At 72.4% G+C, this 16,794-nt stretch carries 16 protein-coding genes; 5 read left to right on the plus strand and 11 right to left on the minus strand.

What is annotated here, in order from left to right:
- From ACWER9_RS11020 to ACWER9_RS11055, 8 genes are all read right to left on the minus strand, one after another.
- Positions 1 to 875: maleylpyruvate isomerase family mycothiol-dependent enzyme (locus ACWER9_RS11020; RefSeq protein WP_452301668.1), on the minus strand; the 875-nt coding region annotated here is incomplete at its 3' end.
- A 99-nt stretch (positions 876 to 974) separates the two neighbouring features.
- Positions 975 to 2,468, minus strand: coding sequence for an MFS transporter (locus tag ACWER9_RS11025; protein ID WP_452301669.1), 1,494 nt, complete (start codon positions 2,466 to 2,468; stop codon positions 975 to 977).
- A 35-nt stretch (positions 2,469 to 2,503) separates the two neighbouring features.
- On the minus strand, positions 2,504 to 3,115 hold the full coding sequence (locus tag ACWER9_RS11030) for a TetR/AcrR family transcriptional regulator (RefSeq protein WP_452301670.1): 612 nt from the start codon (positions 3,113 to 3,115) through the stop codon (positions 2,504 to 2,506).
- A 160-nt stretch (positions 3,116 to 3,275) separates the two neighbouring features.
- Complete coding sequence (locus ACWER9_RS11035; RefSeq protein ID WP_452301671.1) at positions 3,276 to 4,622, minus strand: glycosyltransferase; 1,347 nt, start codon at positions 4,620 to 4,622, stop codon at positions 3,276 to 3,278.
- Entirely contained in the window at positions 4,619 to 4,801 is a 183-nt protein-coding gene (locus tag ACWER9_RS11040; RefSeq protein ID WP_452301672.1) for a hypothetical protein, read from the minus strand. Before ACWER9_RS11040 ends, ACWER9_RS11035 begins: the two co-directional genes overlap by 4 nt.
- Positions 4,802 to 5,175: 374 nt before the next feature.
- A complete protein-coding gene (locus ACWER9_RS11045) occupies positions 5,176 to 6,069 on the minus strand; it encodes a Gmad2 immunoglobulin-like domain-containing protein (protein WP_452301673.1) in 894 nt (297 codons plus the stop codon).
- On the minus strand, positions 6,066 to 7,535 hold the full coding sequence (locus ACWER9_RS11050; RefSeq protein WP_452301674.1) for a sensor histidine kinase: 1,470 nt from the start codon (positions 7,533 to 7,535) through the stop codon (positions 6,066 to 6,068). The genes ACWER9_RS11045 and ACWER9_RS11050 overlap by 4 nt, the downstream gene beginning before the upstream one ends.
- An 11-nt stretch (positions 7,536 to 7,546) precedes the next feature.
- Positions 7,547 to 8,227 (minus strand): response regulator, encoded by a 681-nt coding sequence (locus ACWER9_RS11055; protein WP_452301675.1) that lies wholly within the window; start codon positions 8,225 to 8,227, stop codon positions 7,547 to 7,549.
- A 175-nt stretch (positions 8,228 to 8,402) separates the two neighbouring features.
- On the opposite strand from ACWER9_RS11055, the gene ACWER9_RS11060 reads away from it, so the two are divergent.
- Positions 8,403 to 8,729, plus strand: coding sequence for an L-rhamnose mutarotase (locus ACWER9_RS11060; RefSeq protein ID WP_452301676.1), 327 nt, complete (start codon positions 8,403 to 8,405; stop codon positions 8,727 to 8,729).
- Positions 8,730 to 8,851: 122 nt separating this feature from the next.
- Here ACWER9_RS11060 and ACWER9_RS11065 read toward each other — a convergent pair whose 3' ends face one another.
- Complete coding sequence (locus ACWER9_RS11065; protein WP_452301677.1) at positions 8,852 to 9,415, minus strand: AMIN-like domain-containing (lipo)protein; 564 nt, start codon at positions 9,413 to 9,415, stop codon at positions 8,852 to 8,854.
- A gap of 239 nt (positions 9,416 to 9,654) precedes the next feature.
- On the opposite strand from ACWER9_RS11065, the gene ACWER9_RS11070 reads away from it, so the two are divergent.
- Together ACWER9_RS11070 and ACWER9_RS11075 are read left to right on the plus strand one after the other, a co-directional pair.
- The gene (locus ACWER9_RS11070) at positions 9,655 to 10,836 is read left to right on the plus strand and encodes a snapalysin family zinc-dependent metalloprotease (RefSeq protein WP_452301678.1); all 1,182 of its coding nucleotides are present in this window, start codon (positions 9,655 to 9,657) and stop codon (positions 10,834 to 10,836) included.
- A gap of 125 nt (positions 10,837 to 10,961) precedes the next feature.
- On the plus strand, positions 10,962 to 11,597 hold the full coding sequence (locus ACWER9_RS11075; protein ID WP_452301679.1) for a hypothetical protein: 636 nt from the start codon (positions 10,962 to 10,964) through the stop codon (positions 11,595 to 11,597).
- Positions 11,598 to 11,619: 22 nt separating this feature from the next.
- Here the strand turns inward: ACWER9_RS11075 and ACWER9_RS11080 are convergent, their stop codons facing one another.
- A complete protein-coding gene (locus ACWER9_RS11080; RefSeq protein WP_452301680.1) occupies positions 11,620 to 12,450 on the minus strand; it encodes a DUF3152 domain-containing protein in 831 nt (276 codons plus the stop codon).
- Between the two features lie 138 nt (positions 12,451 to 12,588).
- On the opposite strand from ACWER9_RS11080, the gene ACWER9_RS11085 reads away from it, so the two are divergent.
- Both ACWER9_RS11085 and ACWER9_RS11090 read left to right on the plus strand, forming a co-directional pair.
- A complete protein-coding gene (locus tag ACWER9_RS11085; RefSeq protein ID WP_452301681.1) occupies positions 12,589 to 13,089 on the plus strand; it encodes a SigE family RNA polymerase sigma factor in 501 nt (166 codons plus the stop codon).
- Positions 13,086 to 13,847, plus strand: coding sequence for a hypothetical protein (locus ACWER9_RS11090; RefSeq protein WP_452301682.1), 762 nt, complete (start codon positions 13,086 to 13,088; stop codon positions 13,845 to 13,847). The genes ACWER9_RS11085 and ACWER9_RS11090 overlap by 4 nt, the downstream gene beginning before the upstream one ends.
- Before the next feature lie 14 nt (positions 13,848 to 13,861).
- On the opposite strand, the gene ACWER9_RS11095 is transcribed toward ACWER9_RS11090, so the two are convergent.
- Entirely contained in the window at positions 13,862 to 16,642 is a 2,781-nt protein-coding gene (locus tag ACWER9_RS11095) for an ATP-binding protein (protein WP_452301683.1), read from the minus strand.
- Positions 16,643 to 16,794: the final 152 nt, after the last annotated feature.

Below are 16,794 nucleotides of genomic sequence, written 5' to 3' on the forward strand. Positions count from 1 at the left end.
CTGTGCCGCTGCCCCTGCGGCGGGGCGGCGCCTCCCCGGTCGACGCGGGCCCCGGCCCGGGTGCCACGAGGACGGGTGTCGTGTCGGCCTCGGACTAAGACCCGGCGCAGGTCGTCCAGGGTCACCGCGCCGGTCACCTCCACCCCCTCGGGGGTGTGCGGGGCACCCAGCCGTCCGGTGGCCAGCCGTAGCCAGGCCTCGGCGGGGGCGACCAGCTCGCCGTCGGGGCGCTCAGGCGCGTCCACGACCTCGACAGAGTCGCCAAGCCGCAGCCCGAACGTCCGCTCGGGCGCGTGCAGCCGGACCAGCAGGGTGGCGTCCCGACCGGCCAGCTCCTGCGGTCGGCTGGTCCAGGCCAGCATGCCGCCGACCTGGTCGAGCAGCAGCGCCACCGCCCCCGGCGTCACCGCCGCGAACGGGTTGAACGCCACCTCGGTGTCCCACTGGTGCAGGGCGAACTCGCTGAGCCGGAACCGGGCCGCGGTGGCCACGTCGACCGGCTCCGGCAGGAAGCCGAGGTCGATCCGCATCGAGGCCCGGGTCTCGGCGTCCAGCGCCTCGTACGCCTCGACCAACCGCTCGTTCGCGGCGAGGAACCCGGCGGCGTGGTCGGCCGGGGACATCGCGTCCCAGCGTGACCAGACGCCCCGGTTGAAGTCGCCGTCCGGGCCGGGCGCGCCGGTGCGGGCGGCGTCGAGCGTCGCCAGGTTGATCTCGGCGCCGCTGCCCAGGTGGCTCAGCACCTGGGACACCTGCCACTCGCTGGCCCCCGACGGCCGCAGCAGGTCGTCGTCCTTGAGGTCGCGTACGAGCGCGGCGAGCTCCTCGTGGCCCGCGCGCAGAGCGGTGATGATCTGGTCAGCAGGGGTGGGCATCGTTCTCCTCACAGGGATTTCTCGACGACGGTCGGGACGTGGTCGCCGGCCGGCCACCCCAGGTTCGGGGCGCTCCGGCCGGCGGCCACATCGGTCAGCTCAGCCCATGTGCACGGTGTTGCCGGTCGGGATGTCCTCCTTGCGGACCTTCACCAGGACCAGGGTGGCGAGCCCGGCGAGCACGATCAGCGCCGCACCCCAGGCGAAGGCTACCCGGTAGCCGTGCACCAGCGCCTCGACCTGGGTGACCGGGTTCGGTGCCCGGCCGACCAGATAGGCGGCGACAGCACTGGTGTAGAAGGTGTTCAGCAGTGCGGTGCCCAGCGAACCACCGATCTGCTGGGTGGCGTTGAGCGTCGCGCTTGCCGCGCCCGCGTCGTGCTCCGGCACCCCGACGAGGGCGAGGCTGGACAGCGGGACGAAGGTGAAGCCCAGGCCCAGGCCCAGGATGACCTGAGCGGGCAGCAGGTGGGTGAGGAACGAGGTGTCCACGTCGATCTGGGTCAGCACCAGCATGCCCAGGGCGGCGAGCACCGCACCGGCGACCATCAGCGGCTTGGCGCCCAGCCGGGGCATCAGCTGACTGGCGCCGCCCGCGGCGATCAGCACACCGGCGGTGACCGGCAGGGACGCGAGACCGGCCTCCAGGGGCTTGTACTGCAGCACCACCTGGAAGTAGAAGGTCAGGAAGAGGAACGCCCCGAACAGGCCGGCGCCGATGAGCGTCGAGGTGAGGAACGCCCCACCCCGGTTGCGGTCGAGCAGGATCCGCAGCGGCAGCAGCGGGTGGCTGGAGCGCAGCTCGATCACCACGAAGGCGGCGAGCAGCAGCACGCCGGCGGCGATGAAGGCGAGTGTCGCGGTGGCGTCCCAGCCGTCCTCGGCGGCCTTGGTGAAGCCGTACACGAGGGAGACCAGGCCGGCGGTCACCACGATCGCACCGGGTACGTCGTAGCGGGTGTTGCCGTGGGCGCGGCTCTCCGGCACCAGCGGGAGCGCGAAGGCGATGGCGATGGCGGCGACCGGGATGTTGACGAGCAGGCACCAGCGCCAGTCGGCGTACTCGGTGAGGACTCCGCCGAGCAGCAGACCGACCGCCGACCCGCCGCCGGCGATCGCGCCGTACACCGCGAAGGCCTTGGCCCGCTCGGTGGCCTCGGTGAAGAGGACGGTGAGCAGCGCCAGCGCGGCCGGGGCGAGCAGCGCGCCGAAGGCGCCCTGTAGCGCGCGGGCGGCGAAGAGCATCCCACCGGTGGTGGCCAGACCGCCCAGGGCGGAGGCGAGTGCGAAACCGGTCATGCCGACCAGGAAGGTGCGCTTACGCCCCCAGTAGTCGGCGATGCGACCGCCGAGCAGCAGCAGACCGCCGAAGGCGAGTGTGTAGGCGGTGATCACCCACTGCCGGTTGGCGTCGGTGATCCCCAGGTCGGCCTGGGCCTGCGGCAGTGCGATGTTCACGATGGTGGCGTCCAGGACGACCATCAACTGGGAGACCGCGATGACCGCCAGCGCGATCCAGCGCCGCGGGTGCGGTGCGCCTGTCGACGCCCCGGCGTGGGGTGCGCCGGGCGCGGTCGAGGTGGTTCCGGGCATGGTGAAGCCTTCCGTGTTGCGGGATGTCGGTGAGATCAGGCCGAGACCGGACGGTCGTGCTGATAACGGAGCACCGGGATCAGCACCTGGTCGACGACCTGGGTGAGGAACGCGTCATCGGCGGGTAGGCCGTGCGCGACGATTCGGGACATGGTGAGCGCGGGCGCGAGATCGTGGAACAACTCCCGCTCGCCGGCCTCCGGCGGGATCTCTCCGCGGGCGGCGGCCCGGACCAGGATGGCGGTGCTCGCGACCCGCCCGGCCGGCAGCACCTGGTGACGCACCAGGCGTTCCAGCTCGGGATTCGTTCGCATCGCGAAGGTCAGGGCCTGCATCAGGTCGCAGTCGGCCGTGCAGATCGCGGCTGTGGCCCGCAGCAGCTCGATCAGGTCCCCCCGGAGGGAGCCGGTGTCGGGCGGGTTGTGCACCGCCACGTGCCGGTCGCGTAGGGCGGCGACGACCAGCTCCGCCTTGCCGTCCCAGCGTCGGTAGATGGTGGCCTTGCTGACGTGGGCGCGGCTGGCGACCGCGTCGATGGTCATCCGGTCGTAGCCGACCTCGCGCAGGGTGTCGATGACGACGGTGAACAGGTCGGTGTCGGTGCAGCGCGGACCCCGGGCTGCCGGTACCCCGGCACCCGTGCCCACTTGTTGACCACCAAGCATCCTCGACGACCCCCCGCGAAACGATGTCGTACTGACACTAGTTCGCGGTTGCCCGAACGTGCAGGCTTTCGTGAGTTGCGTCGCACGCAGCCACCGAAACGGTCACGTTCTCGGGTCGATGCAGCCGTCCGGAGCGGTGTGCTCAGGAGCCCAGCACCACTTCCACCTTCTTGCGGGTGCCCCACCCGGTGCGCCAGCAGGTGGCGACGCCGTACCAGCGGATCGCCCGGAGCACGACCAGGGCGAACACCACCGCGACCGGCGTGAGGAGCCAGGTGCCCCACTGGTAGGCGGTCGACTGGTCCGAGCGCCGCACCGTCAGATACCGCAGCGCCTGCCCGTACCCGACGATCAGCGGCACGGCCACCAGCCACGGGATCGCCCGCGGGTCGGGCTCGATGATCGGCGACAGCACCGCCACCGCCACGAACAGCACCGTCGAGACCACCGTGGCCGCCCACCGCAGCAGGTGCAGCCACCACGCGATCGACCGTAACGACAGGTACCGGACCCGCCACCAGGTCCTGATGAAGCTGCCGCGCATCCAGCGCAGGAACATCCGGCAGAAGTGCCCGGTGTGCTCCGGCATGAGGGTGAACGCGAACGCCGACGGCTGCTGGACGGTCCGGCCCCGCACCATCGCGAAGAGGGTGAGCAGGGAGTCGTCGGAGAAGGGCACCCGCTGGCCGAAGAACGTCTCGGTCAGGTACGCGCCGAGGTTGTCGCGGACCACCGACGCCCGGTAGGCGGCGATCGGGCCCGAGTTCACCCACACGCACCCGAAGACCGACAGGGACGACCTGTCGGTGAGCTGGCCGGTCACCAGCCACAGGTCGGTGAACCGGGTGAGGAAGCTGCTGCGGACGTTCGCGGCCATCACCACCCCCGCGACGGACTGCACCGCCGGGTCGGCGAAGGGCTTCAGCAACTCCCGCAGGGCGTTCGGGTCCGAGATGGTGTCCGAGTCCACCGTCCAGTACACGTCGGCGGACGGCGTCGACCGCACCGCGGCCGCCTGGGCGTGCCGTTTCCCGGCGTTGGGTTGGATGTGCCAGGCGGCGATGATGCCGTGGACGGGGGCGACGTCGAGAAACCACCGCTTGACCGGTTGGTAGCCCTCGGTCAGCTTCGACCCGTCGTCCACCACGTAGATGGTGTTCGGCTTGCGCGCCTGGAAGATCATGGATTCGAGGCAGGCCCGCAGCGCGGCCGGATCCTCGTTGTACGCCGGCACGACAGCCACCACGTGCAGCGCGTCGAGGTGCTCCTGCATCCGGTCGGTGACCACCGCCGGCTTCTCCAGGTAGGACGTGCCGAGCTGCCAGACCAGCAGCAGGAACATGGCGGCGTACGCGAAGGTGAAGCGGTGACCGCCTCCGTCGATGGCACCGATCACGGCGAGGACGTGGTGGGCGGTCCACGCCGCCGCGGCGGCCAGGACGACCGCCGCGGCGAACAGGACGCGACCCCTGGTGACACTCGCCGTCACTGGCCGACCGACTGCTTACGACGGAACGTCATCCGGATCATGATGAAGCCGACGACGACGGCGGTCGCGCCGGTGATGGCGATGGTGAGCGGCAGGGGGAGGGCGTAGCTGCCGATTCCGGCCGCGCCGCCGATCGTGACAACGCCCATACCGGTACGGGGAAGGCTGCCACCGGACATGATGTATCTCCGCTCTGTGAGGGATGTGAGGCTGTCGCGGCGACCGGACTCCGTTGTGGTCCGGGCGTCGCGGGGTTGAGCAGCAAAAATGACTGTGCGCTACGACGCGCTCACGTTCGCAAACATGTCTGCCGAGGTCAATCGCGAAGGTCACGCGAACCGTCGCGTGGGCCGCGCCGGCTGAACCTCTCGCCCTCGGCGTGTCGGCGACTGTCGCATCGGCTCCACGGCCTCTGGCCTGCGCTTTCACCGCCACACCGGCTCAGCTCGGGGAAAGCCGACGAGGATCGGTGCTGTCGGGTAGACGTCAGGGCCGCACGTCACGCTCGACAAATGGATGACGCATCGGGTTAACACCCTCTCGGGCGCGGCGGTCAGTCGCCGGGTGTGAGGATCACCGGCACGGTGGTCGTGTTGATCCGCGATCCGTCGCGCGCGGACACCTCGTACACCTCGATCGTGCCCTTCTGTTCCCGGGTCGTGCGCCAGCCGACCTGCACCCGGTAGCCGCCCCGGCAGCCGCTGCCGCAACTGGCGGTGCCGAAACCGGTGGCCACCTCCAGGCCGGCGGAGTCCAGCACCCGGACGCTCACCGTCGCCTCGAACACGTCGGCGGTGCCGGTGACGACGAGTGGGGTCGTGACCCGTTCGCCGACGACCGGCCCGGTGACCACGATCGGCGGCAACAGGTCGCGGTAGTCCGCCCGGTCGACCGGGGCCGCGCCGTCGAGGCGGACCTGACGCACGGTGGGGAACTGGGTGAGCGTCCACACCACCTGCGCCTCGCGCAGCCGCCGGGTGGCCGGGTCGCCGTCGGACGTCACCCGCATCACCGCCGCCACGCCGTCGGTGATGCGGGTGACCTCGACGCCGGTCGGCAGCAGGGTGCTCATCCCGGTGGCGGCCTCGCCCCGACTCGGCCCGGCGGCCAGCTCGGTAAGCGCCAGTCGGGACGTCGCGACGGTCGCCGGCCGGGTACGCCGGGTCGGCACGAGCAGCCCGGCGCGGACGTACCACAGCTCGATGGTCACCTGCTCCGGCCGCCGCGTGCCGGCGGACGTCGCCACCGACGGGCGCGGTGGCCGGTCGATGGGTGGTGGTGTCGGCTTCCCGGCCGGGGGCCGGGTGGGTTCCGGGTGGACGGTCGGTGCGGCACTGGTCGGTGCCGCGGTGGGTGCCGGGCCGAGGTCGCCGGAGCGGGCAGTGCCGCAGCCGCCGAGCAGGAGCGCCGCGACGAGCACCGGTACGCCCGCGCCGTGGCGGCTCATCCCGGGCCACCCGTCGCGCCGGCGGTCCGCGAGGCCGGACCCGGGCCGGCGTGGTCATCCGCACGCGGCACGTCACCGCGTGGCCCGGCGGGGCCGTCAGCCGGCAGCTCCAGCCGGAACCGGGTGCCCTCGCCCGGGGTGCTACGCACACCCAGCGCGCCACCGAGCAGCTCGGCGTGCTCCCGCGCGATGGCCAAGCCGAGCCCGCTGCCCGGCGCGGAGCGGGACGGGTCGATCTGGTGGAACCTGTCGAACACCCGGGTCAGGTGCTCGGCCGGAATGCCGGGCCCCTGGTCGCTGACCTCGAAGACGACCAGGGCTCCCGCGCCCGCGACGCCGGCGGTGATCTCTCCACCGCCGTGCTCGACCGCGTTGGCGACCAGATTGGCCAGCACCCGCTCCAGGCGACGCCTGTCGGTACGCACCGTGACCGGGTCGCCGGTGACCCGCACCCGCGGCGACCAGCCGCGCGCCGCGACGATGCCGTGCAGCAGCGCCAACGCGTCGACCGGCCCGACGGCCACCTGCTCCCGGCCGGCGTCCAGCCGCGAGATCTCCATCAGGTCCTCGACCAGCCGGCGCAGCCGGACCACGTCGCCGACCAGCAGCCGGGCGGCCGGCCGGGCGTCGTCGGGAAGCTGGTCGAGGTGTTCGCGCAGCAGCGACGCCGCCGCCACCAACGCGGTCACCGGGGTACGCAGCTCGTGCGCGACATCGGCGGTGAACCGCCGCTCCCGGGCCTGGGCGGCCGAGAGTGCCGCGATCTTCGACTCCAGTGCCTCGGCCATCTCGTTGAACGTCGCCGCCCAGACGCTGAACTCGTCGCGCCCACGGACTGGCAGGCGGGTGGCGAGCAGACCCTCGGTGAGTGCTCGGGCGGCCCGGCTGGCCCTGCTCACCGGCTCCAATGTGCGGCGGGCCAGGACGTGACCCACCGCGGCGGCGAGGACCACCACGAGGGCCCAGCCGGCCACCAGCGCGCTACGGAGCTGACCCAGGTCGGTGGCGACCTCGTCCTCCACGGTGAGCATGTACAGCTCGGCGGTGGAGCCGGGAATGCGTCCGCCGACCACCAGTAGCCGAGGACGCTCCGGCGGCGCGGAGCGCTGGTAGCCGAGCCGCCCGTCCGCGACGACCGCCCGCAACGCGGCGCCCAGCACCGGGGCGTACGCGGGGTGCGAGGCGCGGGCCGGACCGTCGACGAGCACCACGTGCCGACCGCTGGCCTCGAAGCTGGTGAGCAGATCCGTGCTGCGCTGCTCGGTCAGCGGCAGGAACTGCCCAGCGAGAACGAGCTGGTAGCGGGCGTCGGCGGCGGCCTCGTGCAGCGACGCGTCCCACCAGGACTGCCGCAGCAGCAGCCCCGTCCCGCCGGCCAGCAGCCCGGCCGAGACGCCTGCGACCAGGACGAACGCGATCGTCAGCCGGCGTCGCAGGCGGCCCGGGAGCACGGCGCGTCCGGCCATCGCGGCCCCCGTCAGCCCGTCGTGAGCTTGTAGCCGGCGCCACGCACGGTCCGGATCAGCCGCGGCTGCGCGGGGTCGTCCTCGATCTTCGCGCGGAGCCGCTGCACCGCCACGTCGACAAGTCGGGAGTCGCCGAGGAAGTCGTGGTTCCAGACCAGGTCCAGCAGCAACTGCCGGGTGAAGACCTGGCCGGGTCGGCGGGCCAGCTCCAGCAACAGGCGGAACTCGGTCGAGGTCAGCGTCACCTCCCGGCCGTGCCGACGGACCACGAAACCGCCCGGGTCGATCTCCAGGCCGCCGATGTCGATGACGCTCGACGGGGTCGGCGCACTCGCCCGGCGCAGCACCGAGCGCACCCGGGCCACCAGTTCGGGCAGGTCGAAGGGCTTGCGGAGGTAGTCGTCAGCGCCGCACTCCAGCCCGACCACCACGTCGATGGTGTCGGTGCGCGCGGTCAGCATCAGGATCGGCACCTGACTGGTCCGCCGGATCTCCCGGCAGACCTCCAGACCGTCCAGGACCGGCAGCATGATGTCGAGCACGATGAGGTCGACCGGGTGGGCACGGAACGCGACAAGGGCCTGCCGCCCATCGACGGCGGTGGCGACCCGGAAACCGGCGCGGCGCAGACCGATGGCGGTGACCTCCCGGATCGAGAGGTCGTCCTCGACCACCAGCACGCGGCCCTCCATCACCCGAGGGTAGACCCGACAACACGGTGCGTAGTCCTGGCGGAACGGTCGACATGGGCGGCCGGCTGGCCCCCTCCGGGCACCGTCCAACAGCTACGGTCAGGTGCCTTCGGCACCCCTCGGCATCGCCGAAACAGCTCACACGAAAGGGCACGACGTGGAACGTCATGGCTGCGTGATCCGACTTCGCCCCGAGCAGCGGGAGACCTACCTGCGGTTGCACGCCGCCGTCTGGCCGAGCGTCGAGAAGACGCTGCGCGAGGCGAACTTCCGTAACTACACCATCTTCCTCCACGACGACCTGCTCTTCGGCTACTACGAGTACGTCGGCGACGACTACGAGGCCGACTCGCGGCTGATCGCGGCGGACCCGCAGACGCAGGAGTGGTGGAAGCTGACCGACCCGTGTCAGGAGTCGATCGCCGAGCCCGGCTCGGGGGAGTGGTGGGCCTCGATGCGAGAGGTCTGGCACCTGACCGACGAGGCCCAAGCCCCGGGCTGACCGCGAAGGTCGTCAGGTCGTCAGCGTCGATCATGGAGTTGTGGTGCCCGGTTCGCTCACTCGAGAGCGCTTTGTCACCCACCACAACTCCATGATCGGCGAGGTTCATCGGCCGGATCCGATCACCACTGGTGGGCCACGTCGAGCACGATCCGACTGTGGGTGCCCGGCCCGGCCAGCACGAAGGTGCGGAACGGCAACCGCGCCCGTACGCCGACCGCGAAGGTGCTGTAGCCCTCGAAGCTGCCGCCGAAGACCACGTCGCGCAGCGTCGGGTAGCGCAGCACGTTCGTCACGTGCTCGCCGACCGCGTAGGGCACGGTGCCCAGGTGGTCGTCGTCGTAGGCGGGGGCTCGTAGCGAGACCCGCAACAGGGCGCCGCCGGCGGTGTACGGCGACAGCGCCAGCCCCTCGCCCTCGGTCCACGTCTCGCCGTAGCCGACCGCGTAGCCGTCGACCGGGCCGGCGAACTCGAACACCACCCGGTCGTAGCAGTCGTGTCGGCCGGTGCGGACGTCGACCAGCGGGGCGTCGCTGAGTGCGCCGGCCGCCTTGTCCGCGCTGCCCCAGGTGATCCCGCAGTACGGCGCCGCGGCCGTGGTGCCCGCCGCGGGGCTGCTGCCCGCGCTGGCGAGCAGCCCGGCGAGGACGACCGCCAACGCGGTCAGTGCGCTCCTGATCCTCATGGTGTCTCTCCGTTCGGTACCGGGGTCACGTCGCGGCGGCGCTGCCGGTGACCCTCTGCCGCCACCGTCGCCACTTCCCGGCACAGTCGCTTCGCCGCGGCGTAACCGCTGAGTAACAGCCTCCACGTCGCCGGTATGACGCTTCCGCTATGCCGAACATCGATCGCCGTCACATTAATATCTACGTGCATCGATGACCCGGCGGCCGGTGGTCGCCGGACGAGCGCAGGGGAGTGCGTATGTTCCGACGACAAGTACGACGCGTGGCGCTGGCCATGCTGGCGGCGGTCCTGGCCGCAGCCGGGATGCAGCTCGCCACCGGTGCGCCGGCCGCCGCCGTCCGGACCGTCTACTACGACGCCAGCCGCACCGGCGAGTTCCGCACCAACTTCGACCAGGCGGCGCAGATCTGGAACAGTCGGGTCAGCAACGTCCGGCTGCTGGCCGGCACCCCGGCCAGCATCACCATCTACGTCGACGACGGCTGGCCCCGCGCGCAGCCGACCGGCCTCGGCTCGGGCCGGATCTGGATGGGCCGCACCGCCGTAAACCAGGGCTACGACCGCACCCGCATCGCCACCCACGAAGTGGGGCACATCCTGGGTCTGCCGGACCGGCGCACCGGCCTCTGCACCGACCTGATGTCCGGCAGCAGCGCACCCGTCTCCTGCCGCAACGCGAACCCCAGCGCGGCCGAGGCGAGCCGGGTGAACTCGCTGTTCGCCGGCACCCTGGCCGCGCCGGCAAGCACGACGTACACCTGGAACGCCGGCTCGGACATCGGCCCGACGGTGGTCGGCGGCCGACCGGCCACCGAGAGCTACCCCTTCATGGTGTACGTCTCCGGCTGCACGGGCACGCTGATCAAGGCCAACTGGGCGGTCACCGCCAAGCACTGCTCGACGCCGTCCTCGGTGCGGGTGGGCAGTGTCAACCGTTCCAGCGGCGGAACCGTGGTCGGGGTGACCCGTGCGGTCAACCACCCGAGCGTCGACGTCAAGCTGCTGCAACTGGGCAGCTCGGTCACGTACGCGCCGGCCCCGATCCCGAGCAGCTCCGGCGCCGTCGGCACCGCCACCCGGATCATCGGCTGGGGCCAGACCTGCGCGCCCCGGGGCTGCGGGTCGGCCCCGGTGGTGGCCAACGAACTGGACACGTCCATCGTGGCCGACAGCCGGTGCTCCGGCATCAACGGCACGTACGAGATCTGCACCAACAACACCAACGGCAACTCCGGCGCCTGCTACGGCGACTCGGGTGGGCCGCAGGTGCGTCGCGTCAACGGCGTGTGGAACGTGATCGGCGCGACGAGTCGGGCCGGCAACAACAACTCCACCTGCGCCACCGGGCCGTCCATCTACGTCGACCTGCCGTCGATCCGCTCGTGGATCTCCACTCAGGTCGGTGGTCTGCCCGCCTGACCACCAGGGACATCGCGGGCGGGGGCGAGCGCCGGACGCGCCCCCGCCCCGGCGTGCCGGTGGCACCCGCGCGATCCCACCATGCGGTACGGTGCGTGCATATTCGGCATTACGGAGGTGTCGTCATGCCTACCGTCGTGGTCCTCGCACTGACCCTTGCCCTCGCTCCCGCCCCGGCCCCGTCGGCCACCCCGGACCCCCTCGGTGACATCCTCGGCGGCGTCGGCCAGATCGTCGACGACCTGCTCGGCGACGGCACACCGACTGCCACTCCGCCGCCGAGCGCCACCCCCAGCGGGGTGCCCACGCCCAGTCGGCCACCGACTGCCGGGCGGCCCAGCCCGGTGGCGCCCATCGCGGTCCCCGCACCCGCCGGGTCGGCGAGCGTCCCCGCGCCCGCCACACCCGGTGGTCGCACCGCAGGCGAGGACACCACCACCGGCGAGGCCGCCGTGCCGAAACGCGACGGCGACACCCCCGCCCCGCCGGCCCTCGCCAGCCCCACCCGGAATGCCTGGCCGCCCGTGTCGTACCTGCTGGTCGTCGCGGTTCTCGCGGTGCTGGCCCTGCTGTTCGTGCGCCGCCGGGCGCCGGCCCCGGCCGCCGCACCCGACCCCGGCCCGGTCCCGGGTGCCGGCCCGGCACCGGACCCAGGGCCGGTTCCGGAGAACGTCAGCCGGTTGCCGACCAGCCTCAACGCCATCTACGAGATGGGCCGCCAGGACGAGCGACTCGAACAGGAGCGCCGCAAACGCACCTGAGCGCCCGTCCCCGCCGTCGGTCTCACCGCGCCGAGTAGGCACCCTCGCGCCGGGGGATCGTGTCGTCGTACGCCCCGACCGGCCCGCTGTAGCGGGTCCTGCCCTTCGGGTACGGCCAGGCGTTCGCGGTGCAGCCGTGCAGGCCCAGCGTCTGCTGCTGCATCACCGGGGCCGGTCGACCCCGCCCGGGGCACCGCTCGTGGCCGTACCCGAGTTTGTGCCCCACCTCGTGGTTGACCATGTACTGCCGGTAGGTCTCCAGGCTCGCCCCGTAACCCGGCACCCCCTTGACCCAGCGCGCCACGTTGAGCACCACCCGGGCGCTGTTGCGGCAGGAGGTGTAGGCGTCCGGTACGTCCTGGCAGAGGGTGTCGCGGGTGCCGGGGGTCGCCAGGTAGATGGTGAAGTCGGTCGGCTCGCCGGCACCGACCCGGCGCAGCCGCCACGCCCCGCCCGCCGTCCAGCCTCGGGGGTCGTTCAGGGTCGTGGTGATCGCCGTGGCGATGTCAGCCGCCGGCAGGCCCCGGATGTCGCGCTCCACGGCGACCCGGTAGCGCAGCAACCTGCCGCTCGTCGCGCGTCCGGGCGTTGTCTCGCCGCGCGCCACCGACCAGCGGTTACCTCCGGTGGCGGGGTAGCTGACCGGGGTGACGGGTGTGGCGCCGGGTGTGGCCCCGGTGGGCTCGCTCGGCCGACCTGTCGGTGTCGTCGGTCCGCTGGGCAGCGCTCCGGCGGCGACCGGATCGGTGGCGGGTTGCCCGGCGGCGGGCAGCCCGCATCCGGTGAGCAGCGCCACCACCAGCAGCGACGCCATCAAGGCGATACCCCGGCGGCGGGTAGCCTTCGTCGACATGTCTCTCCCCTCGCGCGTCGCTCGGCGGCGGCGCGGAGGAGAAGACGGGTGACCGTGGCGAGAAGTTGATGTGACCCAGGGCTCAACCTTCTGCCGGCCTCACCCGTCTGTAGCTCTGTGGCACGGGGAGGGTTCGCGGTGGCGCGGGGGGACGCGGAATTCGTCGAGTTCGCGCGGGCGGCGTCCGCGCGACTGGTGCATGCCGCGTTCCTGATGACCGGCGACCACCACCAGGCCGAGGATGCCGCGCAGACCGCCCTGGTCCGCACCTACGCGTCGTGGTCGCGGATCCACGACGACGACGCCTACGGGTACGCACGCCGCACGCTCGTCAACCATCTGGTCGACGGGTGGCGGCGGCCGATGCGGGAGTACCCGACCGACGAGGTGCCGGAGCAGCGGCGTGGCGACGTCGCCGACGACGTGGCCACGCGGCGCTGGTTGATCACGATCCTCGGCGCGCTCAGCCCTCGGGAGCGCGCCATCGTCGTCCTGCGCTACTACTTCGACCTGCCGGAGGCGCAGGTGGCCCGGGAACTCTCCGTATCCGTCGGCACGGTCAAGAGCACCAGCTCGCGAGCGCTGGAGAAGTTGCGCACCGCGGCGCCCCGCACGGCCGACGAGGAGGCGCGCCGATGAGCGAACTGGAACGGCTCCGTGATGCCATGCGGGCGACCGAGCGCCCCGACGCCGTACTCGATCTGAGCGCCGTGATGCGTGAGGGGCGTCGGTTGCGTACCCGTCGGCGCGTCGCCGGTGCCGGGGCGGCAGCCCTCGCGACCGGCCTGGCCAGCGTGGTCGTCGTGGTGGCGGTCGGCGCGTCCGGACCCGGCGGTCCGGCCTCGACCGGGCCCCCGGCGCCGGTCGCCGTCGCCCCTCCGTCGGTGGGTGCCTCGCCGCTTGCGCAGACGTCGCCGGGCCCCACGCCACCGCCGACGATGGGCCGTGACGTACCGCAGCCGAAGCCGATGGGCCAGATCGTGGACAGCAGGGTGCGGCACGGCACCGACCGGCGGGTCTACTACTTCGTGCCGGTGTCCGTGCCCGGCGCACCCAAGGTGTCCATCGGTCTGGCCGCCGGTCGACAGGCTCTGGACGGTGCGCTGACCACGGACATCCTGCTCAACGACGTCCAGGGCAGCGACCGCAGCGCCGGATTCCACCAGATCGGCTACGACGAGGGTTCAGCTGGCGCGCCGGTGCCCACCTTCGGCTACTTCGTCGGCCCCGCCAACCGGATCATCGGCACCGCCGACGGTCGGCAGGTCGACGCCCGAGTGGTGCGGTGGAGTGCCGACAAACAGGTGGTGATCTTCTGGTTCGACCCGGCCCAGCTCACTCCGGGGGAGCGGCTGGACGGCATCGTCGCCCACGACGGCAGAGGCCGCCGACTCTGACGCGCTGCCGCCGCTCAGACCAGTCGACGCTCGATGGTCACCGTCGTCCCCTCGGCGGTGGAGACCAGCCGCACGTCACCGTAGGCGTTCATCAGCAACGCGCCGCGCCCCCGGTCCATCGCCGGCCGGCGGTCCCGCCAGGTGCCGAAGTCCCGTACCGAGATCCGGACCAGGTCGTCACCCACCTGGACCCGCACCCGCACCTCCGGACGGCTGGGCCGCTGCGCGTGCTCGACGGCGTTGTTCACCGCCTCGGAGGCGGCGAGCAGGAGGTCTTCCAGCAGGTCCGGGTCGACGTCCCGGTCGTCGAGCGCACCCCGGACGTCCCGACGCATCGCCGCGGCCGAGGTGGGTGCGGACGGGTAGGTCCAGTCGACGTCCAGGAGGTCACCCAGACCGTCCGGGTCGGTCGGCGTCGTGTCGGCGACCACTGCCCGGTCACCGACGGGTTCGACCGCCGGAGCCAGCGGGCCGGGATCGACCGGGGCCGGTCGCGCCGACGCCGCCGGGGCGGCGACCGCCGCCGGGTCCCCGCCGCCGGCCGCCACCGGGGCACGGTCGAGGGCCCGGCGGATGCTCGCCCGGATCCGGGCGATCAACTCGGTCGCGGCGAACGGTTTCACCACGTAGTCGTCGGCGCCCAGGCTCAGGCCCTCCACGCTGGCCTCCCCGCCGGCGCGCGCGGAGAGCACCAGCACCGGCAGCGCCCGGGTCGCCGGGTCCGCGCGCAGCCGGCGCACCAGCTCGAAGCCGTCCAGCACCGGCATCATCACGTCGGTCAGGACCAGATCCGGCAGGTCGCGGTGGATCTCGTCGAGGGCCTGCCGGCCGTCGGTGACCGCCCGTACCCGCCAGCCCTGCCCGGTGAGGAGTCGGGTGAGGTACGCCCGCATGTCGGGGTTGTCGTCGGCGAGCAGGATCCGGGCTCCGGCCAGCCCGTCGGTGGCCGGCCCGGCCGTCGGATCGGGTTCGGCAAGCCCGTCGTCCGGCTCGGTGAGCCAGCCCATCGCCTCCTGCACAGCGGCGCGGGCCGCGTCCCCGCGTCCCTGCACCTCGGGGCCGTCGACGGCGGGACGGTGCGCCGCCGACCAGGGCAGCGTCACGGTGAACCTGCTGCCGACACCCACCTGGCTGGTCACTCGGACGTCGCCGCCCTCGAGTCGCGCCAACTCGTGCACCAGGGCCAGGCCGATGCCCGTGCCCTCGTGACTGCGCGAGCGGGAGCCCCGCACCCGGTGGAAGCGTTCGAAGAGTTTCGGCAGGTCGCGGTCGGCGATGCCGATGCCGGTGTCGGCGACGGTGAGGCGCACCTCCTCGTCGTCGGCGTCGAGGGTGACCCGGATGAGGCCGATGAACGTGTACTTCAGGGCGTTGGAGAGCAGGTTCGTGACGATGCGTTCCCAGTTGACCGGGTCGACCGCGACCGGCCGGGGCAGTGGCGGACAGCTCACCTCGAGAGTCAGCCCGGCCCGCTCGACGGCGGCCCGGAACACCCCGGCGAGCTCGGCGGTCAGTGCGGCCAGGTCGACCACCCGGGCATCGCTGCGCGCCCGCCCGGCCTCCAGGCTGGAGAAGGTGAGCAGGCTGTTGACGAGCGTCAACAGCCTGGTGGCGTTGCGCCAGCCGGCCTCCACCCGCTCCCGCTGCACCGCCGGCAACGGCGCGGTGGCGTCGGTGAGGGCGTCGGTCAGCGGGCCGAGGATGAGCGTCAGCGGGGTCCGGAACTCGTGGCTGACGTTGGCGAAGAAGTCGGTCTTGACCCGGTCCAGTTCCGCCATCGCCTCGACCCGGCGCCGCTCCTCCTCGTACTCCTGGGCGTTGCGCAACGCCACCGACGTCTGCTGGGCGAGAAGTTGGTGGAAGGAGCGGTACGCCTCGTCGAGCCCTCGGCTGGGGCTGACCCCAACAAGCAGCACGCCGAGCGGCTGGTCCTCGTCGGCGGAGGGCAGCGGCAGAGCCAAAGCGGCGCGGACCGGGTCGTTCCACGGGCCGGCGGGCAGCGGCAGCCGGTCGACGACGTCGGTCACCTGGGTCGCCCGGCCCTCGGCGGCGTCGGCCAACCCCCAGGCGTACGCGGGCGGGCCGGGGTCGGTCAGCTCGACGGCGCCCGGCAGCGCCCGGGCATACCCCTGGTCGCCGCCGGTGCAGGCGACCCGCCGCAGCGCCGTGCCGTCGCGCAGGTAGATGGCGGCGAACGGTACGTCCAGCGGGTGCCCGTGGATCACGTCGATCAGCCGGGCGGCGGTGGTGTCCACGTCGACGGTGCGTCCGTCGCCGAGGACCGACAGGTCGCGCAGGAGACGGAGCCGGCGTTCGCCCACCACCTGCTGGGTGACCTCGCTGCACACGGTCAGCACGCCGACGGTGCGGCCGTCGTCGTCGCGGGCCGGGGCGTGCGACACGCTGAAGTACGCCTCCTCGCGGTAACCGGCCCGCTCCAGCAGCAGTTGCAGCGCGGGGACCCAGCTGGCCACCCCGGTGGCCATGGCCTCCTCGATCAGTGGGGCGAGCACGTCCCAGCCCTCGGCCAGGGTCACCCGTACGTCGTCGCCGAGCGCGGCGGGGTGCTTCTCGCCGATCAACGCGGAGTACGCGTCGTTGTAGAGCTGGGAGTAGCTGTCACCCCAGAGCAGCAACATGGGGTACCGGGAGGAGAGCACCATCCGAACGGCGGCGCGCAGACTCTGCGGCCACTCGTCGACCGGGCCGAGTGGGGTGCGGGTCCAGTCCAGCTCGGCCAGCAGCCGGCCGGTCTCACCGCCGCCGAGGAACAGGTCAGTGCTGGGTCGTGTCACGCTCGATCCGACCCCACCGCAAGCCCCCGTTCCGGGCCCAACGACCCCTGCCGCGTTACCTACCCATCCTGACACCTCTACTCACCTGTGCTGACGCCGGTACCCACCGTCGAACCGGCGGGGGTTCGGGACGAACGACCGATGCCCATTAG

The sequence above is a fragment of the Micromonospora sp. NPDC003944 genome (assembly GCF_053605225.1).

Bases quoted from the DNA above. Each gene is read 5' to 3' on its own strand.
- ACWER9_RS11025 (WP_452301669.1), bottom strand. From the start codon at position 2,468: ATGCCCGGAACCACCTCGACCGCGCCCGGCGCACCCCACGCCGGGGCG.
- ACWER9_RS11040 (WP_452301672.1), bottom strand. From the start codon at position 4,801: ATGTCCGGTGGCAGCCTTCCCCGTACCGGTATGGGCGTTGTCACGATC.
- ACWER9_RS11045 (WP_452301673.1), bottom strand. From the start codon at position 6,069: ATGAGCCGCCACGGCGCGGGCGTACCGGTGCTCGTCGCGGCGCTCCTG.
- ACWER9_RS11050 (WP_452301674.1), bottom strand. From the start codon at position 7,535: ATGGCCGGACGCGCCGTGCTCCCGGGCCGCCTGCGACGCCGGCTGACG.
- ACWER9_RS11055 (WP_452301675.1), bottom strand. From the start codon at position 8,227: ATGGAGGGCCGCGTGCTGGTGGTCGAGGACGACCTCTCGATCCGGGAG.
- ACWER9_RS11065 (WP_452301677.1), bottom strand. From the start codon at position 9,415: ATGAGGATCAGGAGCGCACTGACCGCGTTGGCGGTCGTCCTCGCCGGG.
- ACWER9_RS11070 (WP_452301678.1), top strand. From the start codon at position 9,655: ATGTTCCGACGACAAGTACGACGCGTGGCGCTGGCCATGCTGGCGGCG.
- ACWER9_RS11075 (WP_452301679.1), top strand. From the start codon at position 10,962: ATGCCTACCGTCGTGGTCCTCGCACTGACCCTTGCCCTCGCTCCCGCC.
- ACWER9_RS11080 (WP_452301680.1), bottom strand. From the start codon at position 12,450: ATGTCGACGAAGGCTACCCGCCGCCGGGGTATCGCCTTGATGGCGTCG.
- ACWER9_RS11090 (WP_452301682.1), top strand. From the start codon at position 13,086: ATGAGCGAACTGGAACGGCTCCGTGATGCCATGCGGGCGACCGAGCGC.